The sequence below is a fragment of the Shewanella halotolerans genome, assembly GCF_019457535.1.
Classification (GTDB): Bacteria; Pseudomonadota; Gammaproteobacteria; order Enterobacterales; family Shewanellaceae; genus Shewanella; species Shewanella halotolerans.
The window spans coordinates 1049440-1070598 of record NZ_CP080417.1 but is presented as its reverse complement, the minus strand read 5'-3'; the positions used below and the strand labels follow the sequence as shown (position 1 = coordinate 1070598).

Here is a 21159-nt window from a genome sequence, read left to right as displayed (position 1 = left end):
TGAACGAGGAAAAGGATGATCACTCTATATGGAACTCCAAGAAGCCGCGCGCTACGCGTCTCCTGGCTACTGGAAGAACTGGCTATCGACTGGCAATTTCATTTCATCAACTTTGCCAAGGGCGACAACCGCAGCGAGGCCTTTCTGGCCATGAACCCTTGCGGTAAGGTGCCCGTTATAAAGGACGATGATCTGGTGCTCACCGAATCCGCCGCCATCTGCCAATATCTGGCGGAAAAATATGGCCAGGGACAGTTTCTGCCCACTCCCGGTACACCTGGGGCCGCCCTTTACCACCAGTGGATGAGTTACATCATCTGCGAACTGGAGCAGCCCCTGTGGACCATGGGCAAGCATAAGTTCGCCCTACCCGAGGAGCACCGCCTGCCAGCCATACTGCCCACAGCGGTATGGGAGTTCGACAAGGCCGCCGCCATCGCCGAACAGTGGCTGCCGGACAGCGACTTCCTGCTAGGAGATATCCCAACGGTTGCCGATATCATGCTGGCCCATACCCTGATGTGGGCGACGGTATTTGAGCAGCAGATCCCGCCTAAACTCGCCGCCTTCAGAGACAGGATGCAGACCCGCCCGGCCCTGGTCAGCGCCCTCAAAAAAACCGAGGCCGTCGCCGCCCAGGCAGCAGAGTAGTTAGGCGTAAAAGGTTTAGCAGCATAATGTCTAACACTTTAGAGATTATGCTGCCATCCATCACCATGAAGCCTTAGCAAATAGTCTTCATTTTCGCTGTGTAAATCGAACTGACATCAGGCAGATGGGCAGCCTGGCACCTTGGAGAGATCCAGTCTGATCTCGTTAAACCTAGAGCTTATCTTCAAGATATGCTCATCCAGGCTCACCTCATACTCCCCCATCCAGTCCAAGGTTTGAATCGGCGCCAATCGATACCGCCACTGGGGCAGATCGCACTGCATCCACACCCTGTGATAGGCCTTGCCCATGGCGCCGGGATCTACTGTCTGCACCCAGATGGCATAATCTTCATAGCGCTTAAACTGACTCTGCTCATTGGCAGGCGCGCTAAACACCAGGCTCATAAACAAGCCCAGCGCTAAGAAGATCAGCTGCACGGCTCCCAGCAGATAACTCAGCCCAATAAGGATAGTTAACGGCCAACTGCCTTTGACGACCTGTGCAAATTGACGACGAAAACGCTCCAACAGCGACAATCCAAACAGTAGGGCAATCAGCTTGATCAGTAGGGTCACAGGTTGCGCCTTGGTCATAAAGCTAGGATCAACCCAGAAGGCGCCAAACAGGCCGGGTAACAGGCTCTCAATCAGCGGCAGGTAGATAAGCGCTGCGATGGCAATGAAAAAAGTAATAGGCTGGCGAGGGCTGACGGCTTGGTACATATCCTTGTCCAAATTGAGTTAACCTTTAAGTAACATCTGCATAAGATAGCATTGGGCTCGTTGAAGCAACACAGTTTAAAGATGAAAGATAATTAAAAAAGCCCCGCTCTTTAGAGCAGGGCTTTTTATCGAATCAGGGGTTAACTCACAACTGAGTAGCTGCCCACTTGGCGCGGCTCTCGCGGCTCTCTTTCAGGCCTTCCTTCTCGCGATAGGCCTTATAGGCATCGACGTCCAGCGGCACCAAGGTGACCTCAACTTCCAGCACCAGCTTACACTCTTTCTTGATGCGCCAGGCCGCCGTGTTGTACAGCTCGGTCAGCGGCAATGAGCTTAAGAACTCAGGGTTGTACTGGGTATAGATGGCCTGTGTCGGGTAGACCACGAAGCTCAGACGGCGCTTAGGCTCCTTCTTAAACAGCTCCTCGATGCCGTCACAGGTGTTGAGCACCTGCATCTCTATGGTCTCATCCAGTTCCAGCAGCTTCTTGGCCGCCAGACCAGACACCTCGGCCTCACCCGCTTCCCAGGCCAACACATCGGCTTCACTGCACTTGCTCAGCTCGCCCACCTGGGCGGCACTTAGGCCGAGTGAGTGACGCAGGTATTTAATTTCTATTGCATTTAATTCAGCTGTCTTTGCCATCTTGATATCCAAATTTGAGTTAATCTTGTCACGCGCCTAGGCGGGGATCCAAACCTCTTCGACCCATTGCCAGAATGACTCCCAGCTCTCCTCGGCCAGCTCGCCGCCTTGCCACAGCATCACCTGACCTTCCTGATCGATACAGTAAAAGTCATCGCCCTGCTGACAGATGGCGATATATTCCCTCGGCATGCCGATAGACCAGGCATAGGAGGTCACCTCGGGCAGATAGGTATGGGCATAGGGATCGGCTGCGGTCACAGGCTCTATAGTGCCGTGAATCACGTCGCTGGCGTAGAGGAGATACTCTTTCAGCTCAGCGGGTAAGGGGATCAGGATCTGCTCTTCCACTTCGACCAGTTGATCGAAGCTTGGCAGCTCCAGAGGGACGGGAACTGTCTCGCTCAGTTCCCTGAGTTGCTCGATAAGATCGTGCATTGTCGTCTGCTCTAAATGGGCTAATGGCCGCAAGTATAATCGCTTTAAGCCCAGATTGTTAATCCAATTTATCCCAGACGCTGCACCTTAGGCCGCGGCGGCTAACAGCTCGGCACTGTCCAACCTTTTATAGTAGAGCCATGCCTTGTGATACTGCTTATGGGAGGCCTGACGCAGATGGGTTATCTGCGCCAGCTCCAGTTGACTCAAGTCGCGGGACTGGGCCATGGCGCGAGCCTCGATGGTCTGGATCTGCTCATAGGCCTTATGTTCCTCTCCGCTCTTGATCTCGGCGATGGCCTTGAGGTGCAGCTGCACCTCGGCGATCATGCCGGTTTGCGGTAACTGCACCAGCAGGTTGAGGTCGCGATAACCAGAAGCCTTAGGCTCGGCGAAACGGTTTTTCACCTGCAATACCTTGACCTGTTGCTGAAGATCCTCAAACGCCGTCATCAGCCCCTGAATATCGTTAGCTACCAGGCTGGCCCTGGCAAGATCCGTGATGCGGCTGGCATCGCCGTCAAACTTGGCGGCAATCTTGGCCTTGGCACGTTCATAACTTTTCACTTCGGGGATCAGCAGCTGGTAACTCTCTTGGGTATTTAGCCCCTCTAGCAGGCTAGTCAGCTCCTGCTGGGCGTTCTGGGCCTGGGCATAGAGGCTATCGAGGTCGTCGCTACTCTGGCGGATCAGGGCGGTGGAGCTACTGGCGATGGCGTGCAGACCATGCTGGTCTTTACTGAAGGACTGTTTCTGAGCGTAGCAACCAGATTCCTCTTTGGTGTCGATTAAAGCGTCGTAATTGGTCGCCAGGGCGCTACGGGTGGAGACAAGTAACAGGAAGATAAAAAAGGGTCTAAACAACTTATTCATAACCGTCCTCGGTAAAAGCGCAAACCTTGTACCCTTAATCTAGCCAGGGTTCACTTAACCCTTGCTGAATGGATGATGAACAATTATTTATCATGAAACAGGCATAAAAAAAGAGCGCCAAGGCGCTCTTTTTCATCGAGAAAACTCGAATTACCAGATCTTCACACGCTGAGCGGGTTCGATGTACATGGCATCGCCCTGCTTAACGTCGAAGGTGGTGTAGAACTCAGGCATGTTAGACAGCGCGCCCAAGGCACGGAACTTAGCCGGTGAGTGTGGATCGGTCGCTACGCGGTTACGCATCGCCTCTTCCTTGATCTTGGCACGCCAGATCTGGCCAAAGCCGATGAAGAAACGCTCGTCGCCAGTCAGACCGTCGATAACCGGTGCTTCTTTACCATTGAGTGACATCTTGTAGGCCTTGTAGGCGATGGTCACGCCAGACAGGTCACCGATGTTCTCACCCAGGGTCAACTCACCGTTAACATTCAGGTCGTCGAATACCGCGTAACCATTGTACTGATCTACCAGCGCCTTACCGCGAGCAGCAAACTCTTTCAGATCTTGCTCGGTCCACCAGTCGCGCATGTTGCCTTCGCCGTCGAACTTAGCACCCTGATCGTCGAAGCCATGGCCCATCTCGTGACCGATCACGGCGCCGATACCGCCATAGTTCACTGCATCATCTGCCTCCATGTTGAAGAAAGGTGGTTGCAGAATTGCCGCCGGGAAGACGATCTCGTTCATGGTTGGGTTGTAGTAGGCGTTCACCGTCTGTGGTGTCATGTGCCATTCCCACTTACGGATTGGCGCACCTAGCTTCTCAAGATCCTTCTCGTGGCTCAGCTCGCTGGCGCGCATACTGTTGCCTACCAGGTCATCGGCCTTGATGGTCAGCTTGTCATAGTTTTCCCAGCGATCTGGGTAACCAATCTTAGGATCGAACTTAGCCAGCTTGTCTTTGGCCGCGACTTTAGTGTCTGGGCTCATCCATTCCAGGCCATCGATGCTCTCGCCATAGGCGCGACGTAGGTTTTCAACCAGCTCCTGCATGCGGTGCTTGGCTTCAGGCTTGAAGTGACGCTTCACGTAAACCTTACCCACAACCTCACCCAGCAGGTTGTTTACCGTGCTCACGCCGCGCTTCCAGCGTGGCTGTTGCTCAGCCTGGCCGTTGAGTGTCTTAGAGAAGAACTCAAAATTTTCACGGTCAAGATCTGTGCTCAGATCGCCGGCGAAGTGGGTCAGGGTCTGCCAGGTCATGTAGGTCTTCCACACAGACAGGTCATTAGCCTTCAGCACTTCGTTGAAACCTTCGATGAAGCTTGGCTGGTTGACGATGATGTCGGCTTGCTTGTCAGCGCCCAGGGTCTTGAGGTAACCGTTCCAGTTAATGTCCGGCGCCAGCTTAGGCAGATCGGCCACCTGATACAGGTTATAGGTCTTAGTGCTGTCGCGGGTCTCGACGACGTCCCAATGACGGCTGGCGATAGCGGTTTCCAGCGCCAGGATATGCTCGGCGCTCTCTTTCGCGTTTGGCAGACCGGCCAGGGTGAACATCTTCTCGATGTGGGCCACAAACGCCTTACGGATGTTGACGAAACGCTCGGCTTCGTTGAAGTAGTAATCCTTCTCAGGCAGGCTCAGACCGTATTGCCAGATGTGAGTGGCATAACGGCTAGAATCTTTAGAGTCGATGTCAATGTAGAATGCCAGCGGCGTGCCGCCACCAATCATCTGGCTGTGGGCAAAGTATTCCACCAGCTGATCTTTGTTCTCCAGAGCGGCGATCTTGTCCAGCTCACCCTGAATCGGCTTGATACCCAGCTTGTCTAGCTGCTCTGTATCCATGAAAGAGCGATACAGGTCGGCAACCTTCTGCTCGTCGCTGCCCGCCTTCAGGTTAGGGGTAGCCGCCACTTCTTCGATGATGGCTTTAACATCGTCACGTGACTTTTCACGCAGGTCATAGAAGGCGCCTGTGCTGGTGCGATCGCCTGGGATCTCTGTGTTCTTGATCCAGGTGCCGTTAACGTAGGCATAGAAATCATCTTGCGGACGTACCGACTTGTCGAAGTTAGCGAAATCGATACCCGAGGTCAGGGCTTGTTGTACCGCTACCGCGGTCTCTGTCTTGGCGGTTTCCGGGGCCTTAACTTCTGCCTGGTCGCTGTTGCAAGCGCTAAGACCAAAAATCAAAGAGGCACAAACCCCTCCAACGAACACTTTTTTCATGTGAATTCCTTTTATGCTTAATTGTTTTTTTGTTAGCAATGCGACTGTCATGGCGAAGCCAAAATGGTGCAAAAACTGCTTCAAGAGACCTATGTTAAAGGGATTGGGTCAATGTAAACAAGTTTATCTGCGGCCCTTGGGCGAATTTCTGGTCACTCATATGTAAGTAAAGATTTCCTCTCCCAGGCGCTAACGCCCTATTACGCCTCAATGTGACGTATCACCCGCGCCGGATTACCACCGACTACCGTCTTAGCGGGGACATCTTTAGTGACCACGGCGCCCGCCGCGACAACGGCCTCGTCACCTATGGTTACGCCCGGCAAAATGATCGCCCCGCCGCCTATCCAAACCCGCTCACCTATATGGATAGCCTCGGCCAGCTCCCAGCCCTGACAGCGACGCGCCGCATCCAGCGGATGGTTGGCGGTATAGCACTGCACGTTTGGCCCTATCATGGTCTGGCGCCCTATGGTGATGGGAGCATTGTCCTGTAAGGTGACATTGACGTTGATGAACACCTGAGGCGCGACATGCAGATTCTGCCCATAGCTGATATAGAGCGGCAGCTTAACCACAGCCTTGGCATCCAGATGAGGCAACAGCTCATTGTCCACCTCCCCGCGGCGGTTCATCTCGGCATTGGCTTGTTGCCGCGCCTGCCAACGGCTCTGCAGCTCGCCATCGAGGCAGTTGTACTCCTGACCGCTGACCATCTTGTCAAATTCACTCACTTCTTCCATCGCCTATGGGCTCCTTTCGAGGATGCATAATGTGTCTGAAATTTGCCATGCTAACACTTTTCAGTGATAGCTCTTTTCCTCACTAATGCTTTTCGTGACGAGTCCTTTTTAATTGGCACTTTCCATTAGTTCTCGGCGGCCTCATAATACCGCCCCAAAGTAGCATCCTTAGGATAATCCAGTGCGTCTAGACAAATTTATCAGCGAATCCACCCAGCTCACCCGCTCTCTGGCCAAGAAGGCCCTACACAGGGGCGAAGTGACCGTCGATGGTCAGGTCATCAAAGATGGCAGCTTCAAGCTGAATGAGAGCCAGCAGGTCTGTCTGGACGGCGAGCCTATCTCGCTGATTGGGCCGCGTTTTATCATGTTGCACAAGCCAGTGGACACCCTCTGCTCCACCGTCGATGAGGTCTACCCTTCTGTGCTTGACCTGCTCGACCTGCCCCTCAAAGACAATCTGCATATCGCCGGACGCCTGGACGCAGATACCACGGGCCTGGTGCTGATCACCAGTGACGGTCAATGGTCCCACAGGGTTACCTCGCCGAAACGCGAATGCGGTAAGACCTATCTGGTGCAGCTTGCCGATCCCCTCAAGGCCGAGTGGGTCGAGCAATTTGCCACCGGGCTGGCGCTGCGCAGCGAAGAGGGACTCACTAAACCGGCCAAGCTTGAGCTGCTGGGCAGCCACGAGGCGAGACTCACCATTACCGAAGGTAAGTATCATCAGGTGAAGCGGATGTTTGCCGCCGTCGGCAACAAGGTGGTGGGACTGCACAGGGAATCTGTTGGCGAGATAGTGCTGGACGAGAGTCTGGCACCGGGTGAATGGCGCTACCTGACAGAGGCTGAGATAGCCTCGGTAAAGTAGCGCACAGTTATCAATTATCGGCCGGCGATGACCGCCTTGATACTGTTGAGCAGGGCGCGGTCGGTGCGCGCCTTCTTCAGCTTCTTCACACTCTCCTTGAGCGAGGCGTCCGCCAGGCGGGTGAAGATGTTGTTGTACTCCTTCTCCTCGATCGCCTCGTCGCTGTCGGCCAACTCGGCAATATCCTGGGCGACACGGCTAAGTTGTAACCAAGAATTGGCGATATAGAAACCGTGGAATTCGGCTTGGCCAATTAACCCCTTAGCGCTGGCAGGCAAGGCGTCCCAGGCAGCCGCGAACTTACCCTCTTCATCGCTGAGCAGCTCGTTGAACAAGTTGGCATAGGCCTCCAACAGATTCGCCGGCACCTTGTCCATGGGGATCACTGTGTTACATACATTCAGCGCTGCCTGCTCGGCGATCGCCTGATATACTTGACTGGGTTTACTCATAAAACACTCTCGACACAAAGCGCCGCATTCATCACGGCCTGGTTCGCCTGTATAAACTTGCCAAATTGAAGCCGACAAGCAGGCGCAGAATAAAGGCTGACGTTATACCTTAGTCTGACTGAAAAGCAAAATTGACACCTTTTGTTATATAAAAGTTAAAAATAAACGCATAAAAAATATACTTTTTACTGTCAATAAACTGTCATCCGTATAATATAGTTACAAAAAAAGTGTTTATGCTATGGTTAAATGGTCACATAGCAAGGTTGGCAAAGCTAAAAATGACAAGAACAACAAAAGCAAAATCCTGGATAACTTCTCTGCTGCTGATCAGTCTTAGCCTCTCACTCTTAGGCCTCAGCCCATTGAGCCAAGCGCAAGAAGATAGCGCCGAAGAGATAGACGCCATTTTTAAAAAGTTCGACCAGGGTGAGTATAAAGATGAGCAGGCGATCAAAGAGGCGCTCGGCTACCTAACGGACAATATCACAGCCGATGACATGGAGCGTTACCTCAAGCTGCAGACGGTACTTTGCTGGAACAACTACGACATCACCAAACAGCAGGCGCTCAAAGATGCCATCGCCTTTGCCGATCTGAAACTGCTCACCGAAGGGGTCGCCGCCTCGGCGGAGGCCACCACAGATCTCAAGCTATGCCGCGCCTTCATGCATCAATTACTTGGCAAGGTCGATATCGCCTTGGAGGAGTACAATAGGGTTGTCGCCGAAGCCTACCTGATAGAATCGCCACGACTCATCGCCGACTCGCGCTCACTGCGAGGCGCCATCTACTCTTTCCAGGGTAACTTTGCCCAGGCGCTGGAAGATCTGATCACCGCCCAGCACCTCTATGAATCCCTCAACCTGCAACACTGGGCCATCTACAACCTCACCGAGTTGGCCACCAGCTACCGCCGTTTCGGCGATCCTCAGACGGCAATAAAATATTATCGCAAGCTGGAGAAGGGCTTCGAAGATACCGGCGATAAAGATGGCGCCAACGCCATCAAGACGGAGATAGGCTTCGCCTTGGAGGAACTTGGCGAATATGAGGCGGCGCTAAAAAAGCACAAGGAAGCCTACCAATACTGGCGTGATACTCTGGGCGAGGAAGCCAGTGCCCATACGGCGGTGAATGTCGCCGGCGTGCTGATTCAGCTACATCGTCAAGGGGAGGCCAAGCCCTATCTGGATGCAGCGCAGAAAAGCATCACCCCGGACCAAGGCGCCAGCTACAGCTTCATGCGTCTGTATCAGGCGCAATCTGCCCTCACCAATGGCCAGTATCAACAGGCGCTCGACTATATCGACATGGCCGAGGAGACCTTTAAGCAGATCAAGAACGCCCGCGGCCTGGAACAGCTGCACATGGTACACAGCCAGATCTTCGTCGCCGAGAAAGACTGGAAACAGGCCTACGAGGCGCTGCTGAGCTACATACAGACCCATAAGTCGCTGGATGCTACCCAGCAGACTAACCGGACCACGGAGATGCGCACCCGCTTCAATACCGAGCAGATAGAGCGCGAGAACCAGCAGCTGATCGAACTGCAGAAGATCAAAGAGAACGAACTGGTGATCCTCAAGCAGAACAAGTATCTGCAGCTGGCGGTGATCGTCCTGGGCTGTATCATAATGATCATTCTCTCCATCGTCGCCTACAAGCAGTCGCAGAAGTCCAAGCTGCTCTCTATCCTGGCGCTGACGGATCACCTGACCCAGCTGCCCAACCGGCGCTATACCTACTCCAAGGGCGAGGGGTATTTCAAGTCCAAGGATGAGGGCCACCATCCACTGTCGATCATACTGTTCGATGCCGACCACTTTAAGAAGGTCAACGATAAATATGGCCATGATATCGGCGACAAGGTGCTCATCGCCCTGGCCAACATCAGCAACGGATTGATGCGCAAACAGGATCTGGTGGGACGGGTCGGCGGCGAAGAGTTTTTGGTGATCTTGCCCGGCACCACGGCCGAGCAGGCCCTCAATGTGGCCCAGCGCTTGGTGACCACAGTAGAGAGCAGCAACTTCGACGACGTCTACATGAACTTTAAGCTCACCATCAGTGCCGGTATCGCCTGCACAGATGGTGACAAGAGCTTCGAGCATCTACTGAAGCGCGCCGACGATGCCCTCTACCGCGCCAAGTCATCGGGTCGTAACTGCGCCATACTGGATACCTAACAGTTTGAAGAATAAAACGAAAGAGAGATCGCAGTACAGGCAACAAAAAGCCCTATCGCTGCATCCTTAGTCGCCGTGTTTAAGTAGCTCGATACGGCTCGGGGGATTTAGCTTGGGAAACCAAACATGATAGAGACGGGCCATCTCACCCGAGGCCTGTAACTTAGCCAAAGCCTCATGCCAGCGACTCACCCGCTCAGGGTCGGTCCCCTTAGAGAAGGCCAGGTAGAGATCTATCTGCGCCAATTCCAGCACGGGATACACTTCATCCAGCCCCATATTCACCTCGGCCAACAGACGCTCCACCGCCAGATCCGCCTGACACCAGAAACGTATCCTGTCATGTTGTAGCTGGCGCGCCGACTGCTGTGGAAAGCTGGCTACCGTCAGGTGCTCGACTCCTTGCCGCGTCAGGATAGATTCTCCCAGAGAGCCGCGATAGACGCCGACGCTGCCCAGAGCATCCAGCTCGGCCACCGAGGCGGGGGTCACCCTGTCATCGGCCTTGGCATAGATAGAGATACTTGTGGTGGCGATGGGACCGACGAAATCGAAATCCCTGCTGCGCTGCTCATTAAGGGAGGTGGCAAACAGCAGCACGTTGGCCTGGCCCTCTGCGATGGCATAGGCGCGGGCCCAGGGCAGCACCTCGATATTGGCCTCCTCACCGAGCTCCTTAGCAAGACGCTGCACCAGGCTGACGCCATAGCCCATGGGAAGCCCCTGCTCCTGATAGCTCATGGGCGCCCACTCTTCGGTAAGCATGCGCAGGGGGGCCGCCCCGACAGGCCGGGATGACAAGACCAGCGACATGCCGATCAGTAATAAGCCGGCCAATGATAAGCCGGTCTGTGATATGAGCCGCACGCTACGCCAGATCAAATAGTTCTCCCGGAAATGAGGCCAACGCCTGTTATTGATTATCGTCTAAGATGGACAGGCTTTCCCTCTGCCATGAATGCTAAGCGCTCTTGCAACTAGCTCTGTTCAACATAAATAGCGCCCAGCCAAATTGCAATAGACACTTGCTGAGGCAAGACCAGACGCTCTCATCCTCTCTTTCTTCTTGTATCAGGCAATCCCCAAGCCGGCTTAAGTTTTCTCCTCCCGCGCAAAACTGGTATCATGGCGCCACTGTTCACCCTGGCTCCTCGCCCTTAATCTAAGTATGTCAGACCAAAGCCTCCTCTCGCCCCAAGCGTTACAGCAACTCGCCCTCAAGATTAAAACCTGGGGCAAGGCGTTAGGCTTTGCGCAAATCGGCATCTGCGACACGGATCTTCGCGCCGAAGAGCCCAAGTTTCAGGCCTGGCTCGATAAGGGCTATCACGGTGAAATGGGCTACATGGAGAGCCATGGCATGATGCGCGCCCGCCCGCAGGAGCTACATCCGGGCACTGTGCGGGTCATCTCGGCGCGTATGGATTACCTGCCGCCAGAAGCGGGTTTTGCCACCCATCTCAAGGATCCCAACCTAGCCTATATCTCGCGCTATGCCGGTGGTCGTGACTATCACAAGATGATCCGCAATCGCCTGAAGAAGCTGGGGCAACAGATTGAGGCCGAACTGGAAACCTTGGGGCTCGAACGCCCCAACTATCGCCCCTTTGTGGATTCGGCGCCGATTCTGGAGCGCCCACTGGCCGACAAGGCCGGACTCGGCTGGACCGGCAAACACAGCCTGCTGCTCAATCACGAGGCCGGTAGCTGGTTCTTCCTCGGTGAACTGCTGATCGACCTGCCATTGCCGGTAGACATTCCGGTGCAGGCCGACTGCAACACCTGCGTCGCCTGCATCAAGTCCTGCCCCACCAACGCCATCGTCGAGCCCTATGTGGTGGACGGCAGACGCTGCATCTCCTATCTCACCATAGAACTTCAAGGGGCGATCCCCGCAGAGTTCAGGCCTTTGATGGGCAACCGCATCTATGGCTGTGACGACTGTCAGCTGGTGTGTCCAGTCAATGGCGAGGCGCCGCTCACCCAGGAGAGCGATTTCCACACCCGGGATCCGCTCAAACATCCAGAGCTGCTCACCCTCTTCGCCTGGAACGAGGCCGAGTTTCTGAAGTTTACCGAGGGGAGCGCCATCCGCCGTATCGGCCACAAGCGTTGGCTGCGCAACATAGCCATCGCGCTGGGCAATGCGCCGGCATCGCAGGAGATCATCGCCGCCCTCGAGGATCGCAGGGAAAGCGATGAGGTAGATGAGATGGTGCGCGAGCATATCGACTGGGCACTGGCGCGCCAGAAGCTTGGCGACTTTCAGGCCAACCGTAAGACACAGCGAGTGATCCGCACCGTCGAGAAGGGGCTCCCCAGAGACGCCTAGGCCATGAGCACAAGGCACACAGCAGACACCTCAGAGGAGATATTAATACCAATCACGCTAAGTAAGTGATCAGAAATAGCGCGGGAAAAACGTTCGAGAACAAGGCAGCATTTTTAGATAAGTAGTAATTCTACAATCAAAAATGAGAACACCGTGATCGGACGTTTTAACAAGCTAGAGTGATCAGTTATTTACTAGGATTGGTATCACTAGTCTAAGGTAAAGCCCACCTTGACCGTCACCTGCCAATGGGCGATCAGCCCAGCCTCCAGGTGCCCCCGGGTCTCAACCACCTGAAACCACCTCAGATGATGCAGCGACTGACTGGCCGATGCGATGGCATTCTTAATCGCCTCGTCCGAACTAATGGGCGAGGAACCAACGAGTTCGATGATCTTGTAGGTATGACTCATGGGGGATCTCCTGTTGCAAATCGGCTATCCCCTTGAGTATAGGAAAGCTTTGCGCCCCTGTGATCTTCAGGCGCAAAATCCGTAACACTAGATCGGTTTCAACCGCGCCAGCAGCTTATCGGCCACCCGAAAAGCGTTGGCATAGATGGTCAATGTCGGGGTAACGCTGCCGCCGTTCGGCATAAAGGCGCCGTCGGCCACATACAGGTTGTCACAATCGTGGACCCGACAATCTGAGTTCAGCACCGAGGTCTTTGGATCCGTACCGAACCGGCAGCCACCGGCCACCAGGTTGGCCGTCGGGTCGCTAAACACATTGCCCCACACCTCGTCGGCGCCCATCGCCTTCATCACCTCTACGCCCCGGTCGACCAGATACTGAGCCACCTTAAGATCGTGGGGATGAAAACCGGCGCGCACCCTGGCCACCGGCTGACCCCATTTGTCTTGCTCCTCATCGTCCAGAGTAACAAAGCAGTCATCATTGGTCAGCCAGTCACAGAACACCTCAAACTTAAAGTCCCGCGACTGGGTAAAATGCGCCTTAAGTTTCTGCTTGAGCGGCGTCCCCCAAAGCAGGTTGCCTTCCTGCCACTTGAGCGCGTTCGCCTCACTGGTGGGTGATGGCGGGTCAAACACGAAGTCTAAGGTGCCCCCCTTCACCGGCTTATCGAACGCCGTCTTATCGTCGATAACATACCAGTCCTGCAGGGCACGGTTAAAGAAGGGCCCACGCTGCTTGAGCCCATTAGCCGTATCCTTAGGCAGCTTATCGAGCTTAAACACCCCATGGCCCGTGCCGCCGGCGCAGCAGTGCAGGTTCTTACCCAGCTGATCGAAGCGATTGCCTATCCCCTTGGGATGTTTCTCCCCTGGGCTGGCCAGCAACAGGCGGGCACTCTCTATGGCGTAGCAGGCAACCACGAAGATCTTGGCCACAACGCGCCGACTTTGGCCACTGGCATCGAAATAGTCGGCAGAGCTCACTCTTCCTTGGGCATCGGTATTGAGGCGATACACCTTGGCCCGGGTGATGATGCGACAATTTCCGCTGGCCACCGCATCGTTTAGCAGCGCTGCCCGCGAACTGCCCTTGGCGCCAGAGTGGCACCCATAGCTGCCGCAGTAGCCGGAATACTCGCAGCTCAGACGCTGCTTGAAGGGGCGAGACAGAATCGCCCGCGCCATGGGCAGAGGATGCAGCTTAAGTGTCTGACAGGCCTTATCGAAACGCGCCGCTATTGAGTGCTCTGCCGTTGGCGGAAAGGGAAAATCTGGGGTCGATCTCGGCTCTAACTGTGGATGCTTCACCACCCGACCGCTGACGCCGACAATCTGCTCCACCTTGGTATAATAAGGCTCGAGCTCCTCATAACTGATGGGCCAGTCCACCGTGTTGGCGCCGGGGATCGAGCCGAAAGTGGAGGCAAGGCGAAAGTCGCTCGGTTTCAAACGATGAAAATAGCCACTCATGAAATTGGAGGCGCCACCGACGATATTGCCGCCCCAAAACTGCGCCGTGGTCTCCCTGCGCCAGCCGCCCTCGCCGTCGGGAAGCTCGAGCACATGGCGCTCCTCATCGAACTGAGAGCGAAATACCCTATGGCGCGGCAACTGCTCATCTTTGACGAAATCCTGCTCGGTATACCAGTCGCCCTTCTCAAGCACGGCGACGGCAATCCCCGCCTTGGCCAGCTCATAGGCAATTGGGCCGGCGCCCGCACCGCTGCCGACGATACACACCTCAAACTGTTGCGGCGCCTGCGCCTCACTCTTAGCTGCTAATCCCATCAAAGATTCCTGTAAAAACGACCCCATAGTCTCTATTTAAAAATCCAGATAGCTCTTACCCGGCACGGGCCGTGGAAAGCCTGGCTGATGTTCGAGCCAACGCCAGCCAATCTCATCCGGATTACCGCCGTAGAGTGGATCTAACATCAATGCCTCAATCAGATAATAGAGCAGCAGGGAGAGCCAGTTTTCACCTGCGCGGCTCTTGGCGATCGCTTTTAGCAGTGCCTCCTGCTCATCCCAGCTCAGCACCAGGAAGCTACGTCCGGTCTGGGTATCGGCCCAATCTTCCAACCAGGCCGCCCCCTGCAAGATGAACAGCCTGTCCTCATCGGCGCGATTGTCAGGATCTTCCATGGCCCATAGCAGATAGCGATAGGCGTTCAGCTCCCTGGCCGAAGGGCCATCACCATCGTCGGGAAACAGGTGCAGCTGCACGCTCTCTATGACGGCGCGGTTGATCACGTCGAAATCTTTGGGGCGCGTGGTGAGAGAGAAACCTTCGTCACTGGCAAAACTCAACTCAGGCTTCGCCGCCAGCAGCAGACCCAGGGCGCCGCTGCGCACAAGAAAGTCGCGCCGGGTCAGGCCGCTTTCGAAGGCATATTGTCTATTTGCTTCGCGCTTACTCCTCGCCAACTTAATCTCCCGTTTGCTCACTAGATCTGTCTGTTTTATTGCCCATGACATAAGTCACAGCGCCTTACATAAGACCCTGATTATCGCCAAATTGATTCAATTGAGTGTGAATTTTTCGGCGCGCCGGGTCAACACCCACATCGAGTATCGATAGGCGATGATAGAGATGACTAAGCATGAATCGCGAGGCGGCGACCCGCCGCAAAAGCGCCTAGACTAAAGACAACAGCCGCGCAGCAAGCCTAAGGAGCTCCCATGGTAAAACCCGTCGTCGCCGATAACAAACCCAAAAAAGTCGAGCTAACCAAAGGAAAGGAATACTATTTCTGTGTCTGCGGCCGCTCAAACAGCCAGCCCTTCTGTGATGGTTCCCATAAGGGAACGGGATTTAGCCCCAAGGCCTTTACCGCCGAGCGAAGCGGTGAGGCCTACCTGTGCGCCTGTAAACACACGGGCAACGCTCCCTACTGCGATGGCACCCACAAACAGTTTAGCGCCGAACAGGTGGGCAAGGAGGGCCCGGGCCGCGAGGCGATCGCCAAAGATGGCAACCAGGCTCCCAAGGCGGTCGCCACCAAAGAGGAGCCCGGCGTCGAGTTGATCCATCAGCTCGCCAGAGATGGACTCAAGACACTCGGCCATCATGGCCCCATGGTCGCCATGGGGGTGCCCAGATATCAGCTGCCCAGCTGGGATGAGATTCAGATCATGACTGCCCAGATGGCCAACAAGCCCCTGTTCGAAGACGAGGCCATCGACACCGAGCTGATCATAGGCCCTGAGGCAAGAAAGCCCCTGAGGCTGAAGATCCCCCTGCTGGTGTCAGACATGAGCTTCGGCGCCCTATCGGAAGAGGCCAAGGTCGCCCTGGCCAAGGGGGCCGAACTTGCGGGTACCGGGATCTGCTCCGGCGAGGGCGGTATGTTGCCCGAGGAGCAGGCGGCCAACTCACGTTACTTCTACGAGCTGGCCAGCGCCCAGTTTGGCTATCAGGAAGCCTTGATGGCCAAGATACAGGCGTTTCACTTCAAGGGCGGCCAGGGCGCCAAGACAGGCACAGGCGGACATCTGCCGGGCAGCAAGAACCAGGGGAAAATAGCTGAGATCCGCGGTATTCCGGCGGGCCAAGATGCCATCTCGCCGCCCAGGTTCAAGGAGCTCAACTCTGTGGCCGACTTTAAACGCTTCGCCGATAGGGTACGTGAACTCAGCGGCGGCGTGCCTATCGGCTTTAAGCTCAGCGCCAACCATATCGAACGGGACATTCAGTTTGCACTCGATGCCAGCGCCGACTACATCATACTCGACGGCCGTGGTGGCGGCACAGGCGCCGCGCCGCAGATCTTTCGCGACCACATCAGTGTGCCCACCATCCCCGCCCTGGCTCGCGCCCGCCGCTACCTGGATCAGCAGGGGGCCAGCGGCCGGGTGACGCTCATCATCACAGGCGGCCTGAGGCTACCCATGGACTTCGTCAAGGCGATGGCGCTAGGTGCCGACGGCGTTGCCCTGGCCAACAGTGCCATGCAGGCGATCGGCTGCGTCGCCGCCCGCATCTGCAACACCAACAACTGCCCCGCCGGTATCGCCACTCAGAATGCCGACCTACGCCAACGCCTCAATATCGACAAGTCGGCGCAGCAGCTGGCCAATTTTCTGTTGGCCTCCAGCGAGCTGATGCAGGTGATGGCCAGGGCCTGTGGCCATCACAGCCTGCAGGACTTTACCCTGGACGATCTCGCCACCTGGCACAGCGAGATGGCAAGGCTCTCCGGCATCTCCTACGCAGGCGTGACGCCAATTTAACGTGACAGGTTACACTCACCTGCCCGCCTCCCCCAACCGTCCCCTTCGGGCGCGGGCGGGCGCTCAACTCTATTAAGAGCAAAACAATAAGACAAAGCTCCTGCCAGTAAAGACTTGTTTAACAAGACAAATAGGTGCACACTTGCCAGCGTTTTAGGGCAATCCATCCCCTAAGGCCAAAAGCCACCTCAATTCAGCCATAGATAATGTGAAGGATCACAATGCAAGTCGTTATTTTCTCGATAATCTTAGCCCTACTCTTTATCAGCCTGCTGCTGGTCTACCTAAACTGGCGCGGCAAACAGCCCATCGAAGTCACCGGCGGCCCGGATGAGGTCATTTTTCTCGCCAACCAACTGCTGCACAGCGGTCGGGAAGCCCAGGCCCTCGATTATCTGGAGCGCGCAGCCGCCATGGGGATGGCCCACGCGGCGCAGTTCCTGGGTGAACTCTACAGCCTCAAAGATCATCATCTGTATGATTTAGACAAGGCCAATCATTGGTTTCAACAAGCGGGCGAGCTGGATGAGCAATTTGCCCAGATTCAACGCCAGATGCTCAAGTTGAAGGTTCATCCAAGCCAAGAAGGCGGCAGTCACGAACTGGAAGCCATGCTGAAACCTGGCGCCGATAAGGGCAACAGCCAGCATCAAGGCGAACTGGGCAGACTCTATCAGGAGAGCCCACAGCTCGACCCCGACGGCAGCAAGGCGCTGCACTATCTGGAGCTTGCGGCCGAGGCGGGTAACGCTGAGGCGCAATACCATCTGGCCAAGGTGCTGCTGGAACCGCGCCATGGCAAGCCGGATCCCATCAGGGCCAGAGCCCTGCTCACGGCCATTGCCGACAGCGAACCACTGGCCAAGAGCCAACTGGCACAGATGCTGCTTAGGGGGGAAGGCGGCCCGGCCGAACCCCGTGAGGCCGAGCGCCTGATGCGCGAGGAAGCAGAGGACAACGAATTTGCCCTCATCGAGCTGGCGCACCTCTATCAGGAAGGTAAACATCTGCCTAAGGACATCGATAAGGCTGAGGAGTGCCTAAGACAGGCCATGGCCATGGAAAACAACAGTGCCACCTACCAGCTGGGGGAGCTACTGCTCAAACATAAACGCGCCAACAAAAGTCACCTTGAGGCGATCGCCCTGCTCACGCCATTGGCCCAGCAGTGGATGACAGACGCCCTCTTCCTTTTGGGTCAGGCTCACGAAGAGGGGCTTGGCACCCGTCGACATCTCCCCACGGCCCTAGCTTACTATCGTTTGGCGGCGACCGATCCCGCGCCCTATCATCTTGAGCGGGTCGAGACATTAAGTGCCAAGATGGGCAGCTATGAGAAGGAGCAAGCCGAGAGCCTGTATCAAGCATTTCTCACCGAGCACCCCATAGAGAAGTCTCAGCAGGCCTGCATAGATCTGACCCACGGCCTGCGCCTGCTTCATGAAGATGACAGAGGCCGACGTCATCCGAGAGAGGCCATTAGCTTCCTGGAGCGCGCCGCACTCGCCGGCGAAAATCTGGCATTTGAGCCGCTGCATAAGGCCTGCGCCGAGCTGAGCCAGAGGATCGATGCCGCCGTCTGGGCACAGATCGCCCTGGAAGATCAGTTCTATTTTCTGCCCACGGGTGAGATGGAGAGCAGCTTAGCCAGCCTCAAGCAAGGCTTTAGCGAGTCAGAGCAGGCGCTGTTTGAGCAGCGCTTACAAGAACGGCAAGAGTCACTCACAGGTCACTAGGCTTTCACCAGCACTAGTCGCTAAGTTCAAACGCACTAAACCCCAAAAAAGCGCTAAGCCCAAAAGCACTAGCCCCAAAATATAAGCCCAAAAAAGGGTGGCCAGTAAGCTGGTCACCCTTAGTCTAAAAACGGGAATTTAAAGAGACTAACCCAGGCGGCGTCTTAGCTCCTTGGTCGCCTTCACCATGTTTTGCAACGCAGGCTCCACCTCATCCCAGGTGCGCGTCTTGAGGCCACAGTCTGGGTTCACCCACAGCTGTCCCACAGGGATCTTGGTCGCCGCCTTCTCAATCAATGCCACCATCTGCTCCACAGTCGGAATATTCGGGCTGTGGATGTCATACACACCCGGGCCTATCTCGTTGGGATACTCGAAGTCCTCGAAGGCATTGAGCAGCTCCATGTGCGAGCGCGAGGTCTCTATGGTGATCACATCGGCGTCCATGGCGGCGATGGCATCTATGGTAGCGTTGAACTCGCTGTAGCACATATGGGTGTGGATCTGGGTCTCATCCTCGGCGCCCGCCGCGCTCAGCTTGAAGGCGGCCACCGCCCAGTCGAGGTAATGCTGCCAGTCACTGGCTTTCAGTGGCAGGCCTTCACGAAACGCCGGTTCATCTATCTGTATGATGCCGATACCCGCCGCCTGCAGGTCAGCCACCTCGTCACGGATCGCCAGGGCAAGCTGATTGGCGATCTGCTCGCGGCCGATATCTTCCCGGGCGAAGGACCAATGCAGTATGGTGACCGGACCGGTCAACATCCCCTTTACTGGCCTGTCGGTCAGGCTCTGGGCGAAGCTTGCCCAGGCGAGCGTCATCGGCTGACGACGTGAGACATCGCCATAGATGAGCGGCGGCTTGACGCAGCGTGAGCCGTAGCTCTGCACCCAGGCAAACTGGGTAAAGCCTACCCCGTCGAGCTGCTCGCCGAAATACTCCACCATGTCGTTGCGCTCGGCCTCGCCATGGACCAGGACGTCGATCCCCAACTTGAGCTGACGCGCTATGCTGTCGCGGGTCACCGCCTCGAGCTGCGCCACATAAGCCTGCTCGGTCAGCTCGCCCTTACGCCAGCGACTGCGCAGGCCGCGAATGGCCGGCGTCTGTGGGAAGGAGCCAATGGTGGTCGTAGGCAACAGCGGCAGACGAAAACGGGCCTGTTGCTTTAGGCGGCGCTCGCCAAAACCGCTAGGACGATTGAAATCCTCAGGCGTTAAGGACTTGAGCCTCGCCTGCACCTCAGGGTTGGCCGCCTGCTCTCGGGCCTGACGTCTCGCCTCACAGCGCGCCACTATCGCCTGGGCTGCCTCGCTCTGTGGGGTAAGCAACAAGGTGCGCAGCGCGGCCAGCTCGTCGAGTTTCTGCTTGGCAAAGCTGAGTTGATTGGCGAGCTCTGGCGCCAGCTCGGTTTCGCTCTCCAGATCCACGGGCACGTGTAAGAGCGAACAGGAAGGCGCCAGCCAGACACGCTCTCCAAGATCTGCCACCACACCGCGCAGCCGCTCGGCCAAGATGTCGAGATCCGCCGCCCACACGTTACGGCCGTTGATCACCCCAAGGCTGAGCACCTGCGTAGGCTTAAGGCTGGCGCCAAACAAAGTGAGCTGTTCGGCATCGCTCACCAGATCCAGATGCAGGCCATCGACCACGAGCTCCTTAATCAACTCATGATGATGGGCCACAGAACCATAGTAGCTGGCCAGCAGCAGCTTAACCCCCTGGCCACTGAGTTCCCTGTATGCCGGCTCGAAGGCCGCCAGCCAGTCATCATCTAGTTCCAGCGCCAAGATAGGCTCGTCGAGCTGCACCCAGGTCACGCCCTGGTCGGCAAATCGCGCCAGAATGGCCTGGTAGGCCTCGACCAGCGCGGGCAGCAGGCTCAGCTTGTCGAAGGGCTCGCCCTCGCACTTGGCAAGATAGAGGTAGCTGACCGGGCCAAGCAATACCGGCTTAGGCTGATGCCCTAGGGATTTAGCCTCGGCCACCTCGTCGAACAGCTGCTCATAGGCTATTTCGAAGCGCTGACCCGCCGTGAGCTCGGGCACTATGTAGTGATAGTTGGTGTTGAAGTATTTCTTCATCTGGGCGGCACGGCTCGCCTCCCCCGTGGGGGCGCGGCCACGGGCCACTCGAAACAGGGTATCGAGATCCACCTGCTCGCCGCTGCGATGGCGCGCCGGGATGGCATTAATGGTAGCGCTCAGGGTGAGCACCTGATCGTAGAAGGCAAAGTCCCCAACCGGCACTTGCTTCACCCCCGCCGCCTGCTGCCACTGCCAATGGGTTCTGCGCAGTTCACTGGCGACCGATTGCAGCTGCGACTGGTCTATCTCACCACGCCAATATTTTTCCAGGGCAAATTTGAGTTCCCGTTGACGGCCGATGCGGGGAAAGCCTAATGAAGCGATATCTAGAGTTTGCATATTGTATACCTTTTGCATTAAGATGAGCGAAATTCATGGTTAGCGCCCTTCGCTGTCATCGCAATACAGGTTTGAGAACTGAAATTGCACAACAAACTAAAACAGGCGTCTGGACGTCTAGAAGTTTATTGTGCTAGTCTGTTGTCTCGCAATCGAATTGATTTCACGAGCAACATGAGCCAAATTCAT

General features: G+C 56.0%; 18 protein-coding genes. 6 read left to right on the top strand and 12 right to left on the bottom strand.

What is annotated here, in order from left to right; genetic code table 11:
- Positions 1 to 15: 15 nt before the first annotated feature.
- Complete coding sequence (locus K0H81_RS04730; RefSeq protein WP_220060090.1) at positions 16 to 651, top strand: glutathione S-transferase family protein; 636 nt, start codon at positions 16 to 18, stop codon at positions 649 to 651.
- 116 nt (positions 652 to 767) lie between these two features.
- Here the strand turns inward: K0H81_RS04730 and K0H81_RS04725 are convergent, their stop codons facing one another.
- From K0H81_RS04725 to K0H81_RS04700, 6 genes are all read right to left on the bottom strand, one after another.
- Positions 768 to 1376, bottom strand: coding sequence for a hypothetical protein (locus K0H81_RS04725; RefSeq protein ID WP_220060089.1), 609 nt, complete (start codon positions 1374 to 1376; stop codon positions 768 to 770).
- A 145-nt stretch (positions 1377 to 1521) separates the two neighbouring features.
- On the bottom strand, positions 1522 to 2022 hold the full coding sequence (locus K0H81_RS04720) for a DUF4447 family protein (RefSeq protein ID WP_220060088.1): 501 nt from the start codon (positions 2020 to 2022) through the stop codon (positions 1522 to 1524).
- 36 nt (positions 2023 to 2058) lie between these two features.
- Complete coding sequence (locus K0H81_RS04715) at positions 2059 to 2460, bottom strand: SMI1/KNR4 family protein (RefSeq protein WP_220060087.1); 402 nt, start codon at positions 2458 to 2460, stop codon at positions 2059 to 2061.
- Between the two features lie 87 nt (positions 2461 to 2547).
- Complete coding sequence (locus tag K0H81_RS04710; protein WP_220060086.1) at positions 2548 to 3333, bottom strand: RelA/SpoT domain-containing protein; 786 nt, start codon at positions 3331 to 3333, stop codon at positions 2548 to 2550.
- 150 nt (positions 3334 to 3483) lie between these two features.
- Positions 3484 to 5568: a M13 family metallopeptidase gene (locus K0H81_RS04705; RefSeq protein WP_220060085.1), complete on the bottom strand. Its 2085-nt coding sequence runs from the start codon at positions 5566 to 5568 to the stop codon at positions 3484 to 3486.
- 200 nt (positions 5569 to 5768) lie between these two features.
- The gene (locus K0H81_RS04700) at positions 5769 to 6311 is read right to left on the bottom strand and encodes a sugar O-acetyltransferase (RefSeq protein ID WP_434086878.1); all 543 of its coding nucleotides are present in this window, start codon (positions 6309 to 6311) and stop codon (positions 5769 to 5771) included.
- 181 nt (positions 6312 to 6492) lie between these two features.
- Between K0H81_RS04700 and rsuA the strand changes: the two genes are divergently transcribed.
- Positions 6493 to 7185: a 16S rRNA pseudouridine(516) synthase RsuA gene (gene rsuA, locus K0H81_RS04695; RefSeq protein WP_220060084.1), complete on the top strand. Its 693-nt coding sequence runs from the start codon at positions 6493 to 6495 to the stop codon at positions 7183 to 7185.
- 14 nt (positions 7186 to 7199) lie between these two features.
- Here rsuA and K0H81_RS04690 read toward each other — a convergent pair whose 3' ends face one another.
- On the bottom strand, positions 7200 to 7637 hold the full coding sequence (locus K0H81_RS04690) for a DUF3069 domain-containing protein (protein WP_220060083.1): 438 nt from the start codon (positions 7635 to 7637) through the stop codon (positions 7200 to 7202).
- Positions 7638 to 8002: 365 nt separating this feature from the next.
- Between K0H81_RS04690 and K0H81_RS04685 the strand changes: the two genes are divergently transcribed.
- Positions 8003 to 9826, top strand: coding sequence for a tetratricopeptide repeat-containing diguanylate cyclase (locus tag K0H81_RS04685; RefSeq protein WP_258406388.1), 1824 nt, complete (start codon positions 8003 to 8005; stop codon positions 9824 to 9826).
- 66 nt (positions 9827 to 9892) lie between these two features.
- On the opposite strand, the gene K0H81_RS04680 is transcribed toward K0H81_RS04685, so the two are convergent.
- Positions 9893 to 10663: a substrate-binding periplasmic protein gene (locus K0H81_RS04680; RefSeq protein ID WP_258406387.1), complete on the bottom strand. Its 771-nt coding sequence runs from the start codon at positions 10661 to 10663 to the stop codon at positions 9893 to 9895.
- A 331-nt stretch (positions 10664 to 10994) separates the two neighbouring features.
- Between K0H81_RS04680 and queG the strand changes: the two genes are divergently transcribed.
- Positions 10995 to 12158, top strand: coding sequence for a tRNA epoxyqueuosine(34) reductase QueG (gene queG / locus K0H81_RS04675; RefSeq protein WP_220060081.1), 1164 nt, complete (start codon positions 10995 to 10997; stop codon positions 12156 to 12158).
- Positions 12159 to 12367: 209 nt separating this feature from the next.
- Here queG and K0H81_RS04670 read toward each other — a convergent pair whose 3' ends face one another.
- The 3 genes from K0H81_RS04670 to K0H81_RS04660 all read right to left on the bottom strand — a co-directional run bounded on the left by K0H81_RS04670 (position 12368) and on the right by K0H81_RS04660 (position 15052).
- Complete coding sequence (locus tag K0H81_RS04670) at positions 12368 to 12571, bottom strand: dodecin (protein ID WP_011866777.1); 204 nt, start codon at positions 12569 to 12571, stop codon at positions 12368 to 12370.
- Positions 12572 to 12658: 87 nt separating this feature from the next.
- Positions 12659 to 14362 (bottom strand): GMC family oxidoreductase, encoded by a 1704-nt coding sequence (locus K0H81_RS04665; protein ID WP_220060080.1) that lies wholly within the window; start codon positions 14360 to 14362, stop codon positions 12659 to 12661.
- 36 nt (positions 14363 to 14398) lie between these two features.
- On the bottom strand, positions 14399 to 15052 hold the full coding sequence (locus tag K0H81_RS04660; protein ID WP_220060079.1) for a gluconate 2-dehydrogenase subunit 3 family protein: 654 nt from the start codon (positions 15050 to 15052) through the stop codon (positions 14399 to 14401).
- A 204-nt stretch (positions 15053 to 15256) separates the two neighbouring features.
- On the opposite strand from K0H81_RS04660, the gene K0H81_RS04655 reads away from it, so the two are divergent.
- Both K0H81_RS04655 and K0H81_RS04650 read left to right on the top strand, forming a co-directional pair.
- Positions 15257 to 16807: a glutamate synthase-related protein gene (locus K0H81_RS04655; RefSeq protein ID WP_220060078.1), complete on the top strand. Its 1551-nt coding sequence runs from the start codon at positions 15257 to 15259 to the stop codon at positions 16805 to 16807.
- Positions 16808 to 17028: 221 nt separating this feature from the next.
- On the top strand, positions 17029 to 18543 hold the full coding sequence (locus tag K0H81_RS04650; RefSeq protein ID WP_220060077.1) for a tetratricopeptide repeat protein: 1515 nt from the start codon (positions 17029 to 17031) through the stop codon (positions 18541 to 18543).
- A gap of 147 nt (positions 18544 to 18690) precedes the next feature.
- Here the strand turns inward: K0H81_RS04650 and metE are convergent, their stop codons facing one another.
- Positions 18691 to 20970, bottom strand: a complete 2280-nt coding sequence (metE, locus tag K0H81_RS04645; protein WP_220060076.1) for a 5-methyltetrahydropteroyltriglutamate--homocysteine S-methyltransferase — start codon at positions 20968 to 20970, stop codon at positions 18691 to 18693.
- Positions 20971 to 21159: the final 189 nt, after the last annotated feature.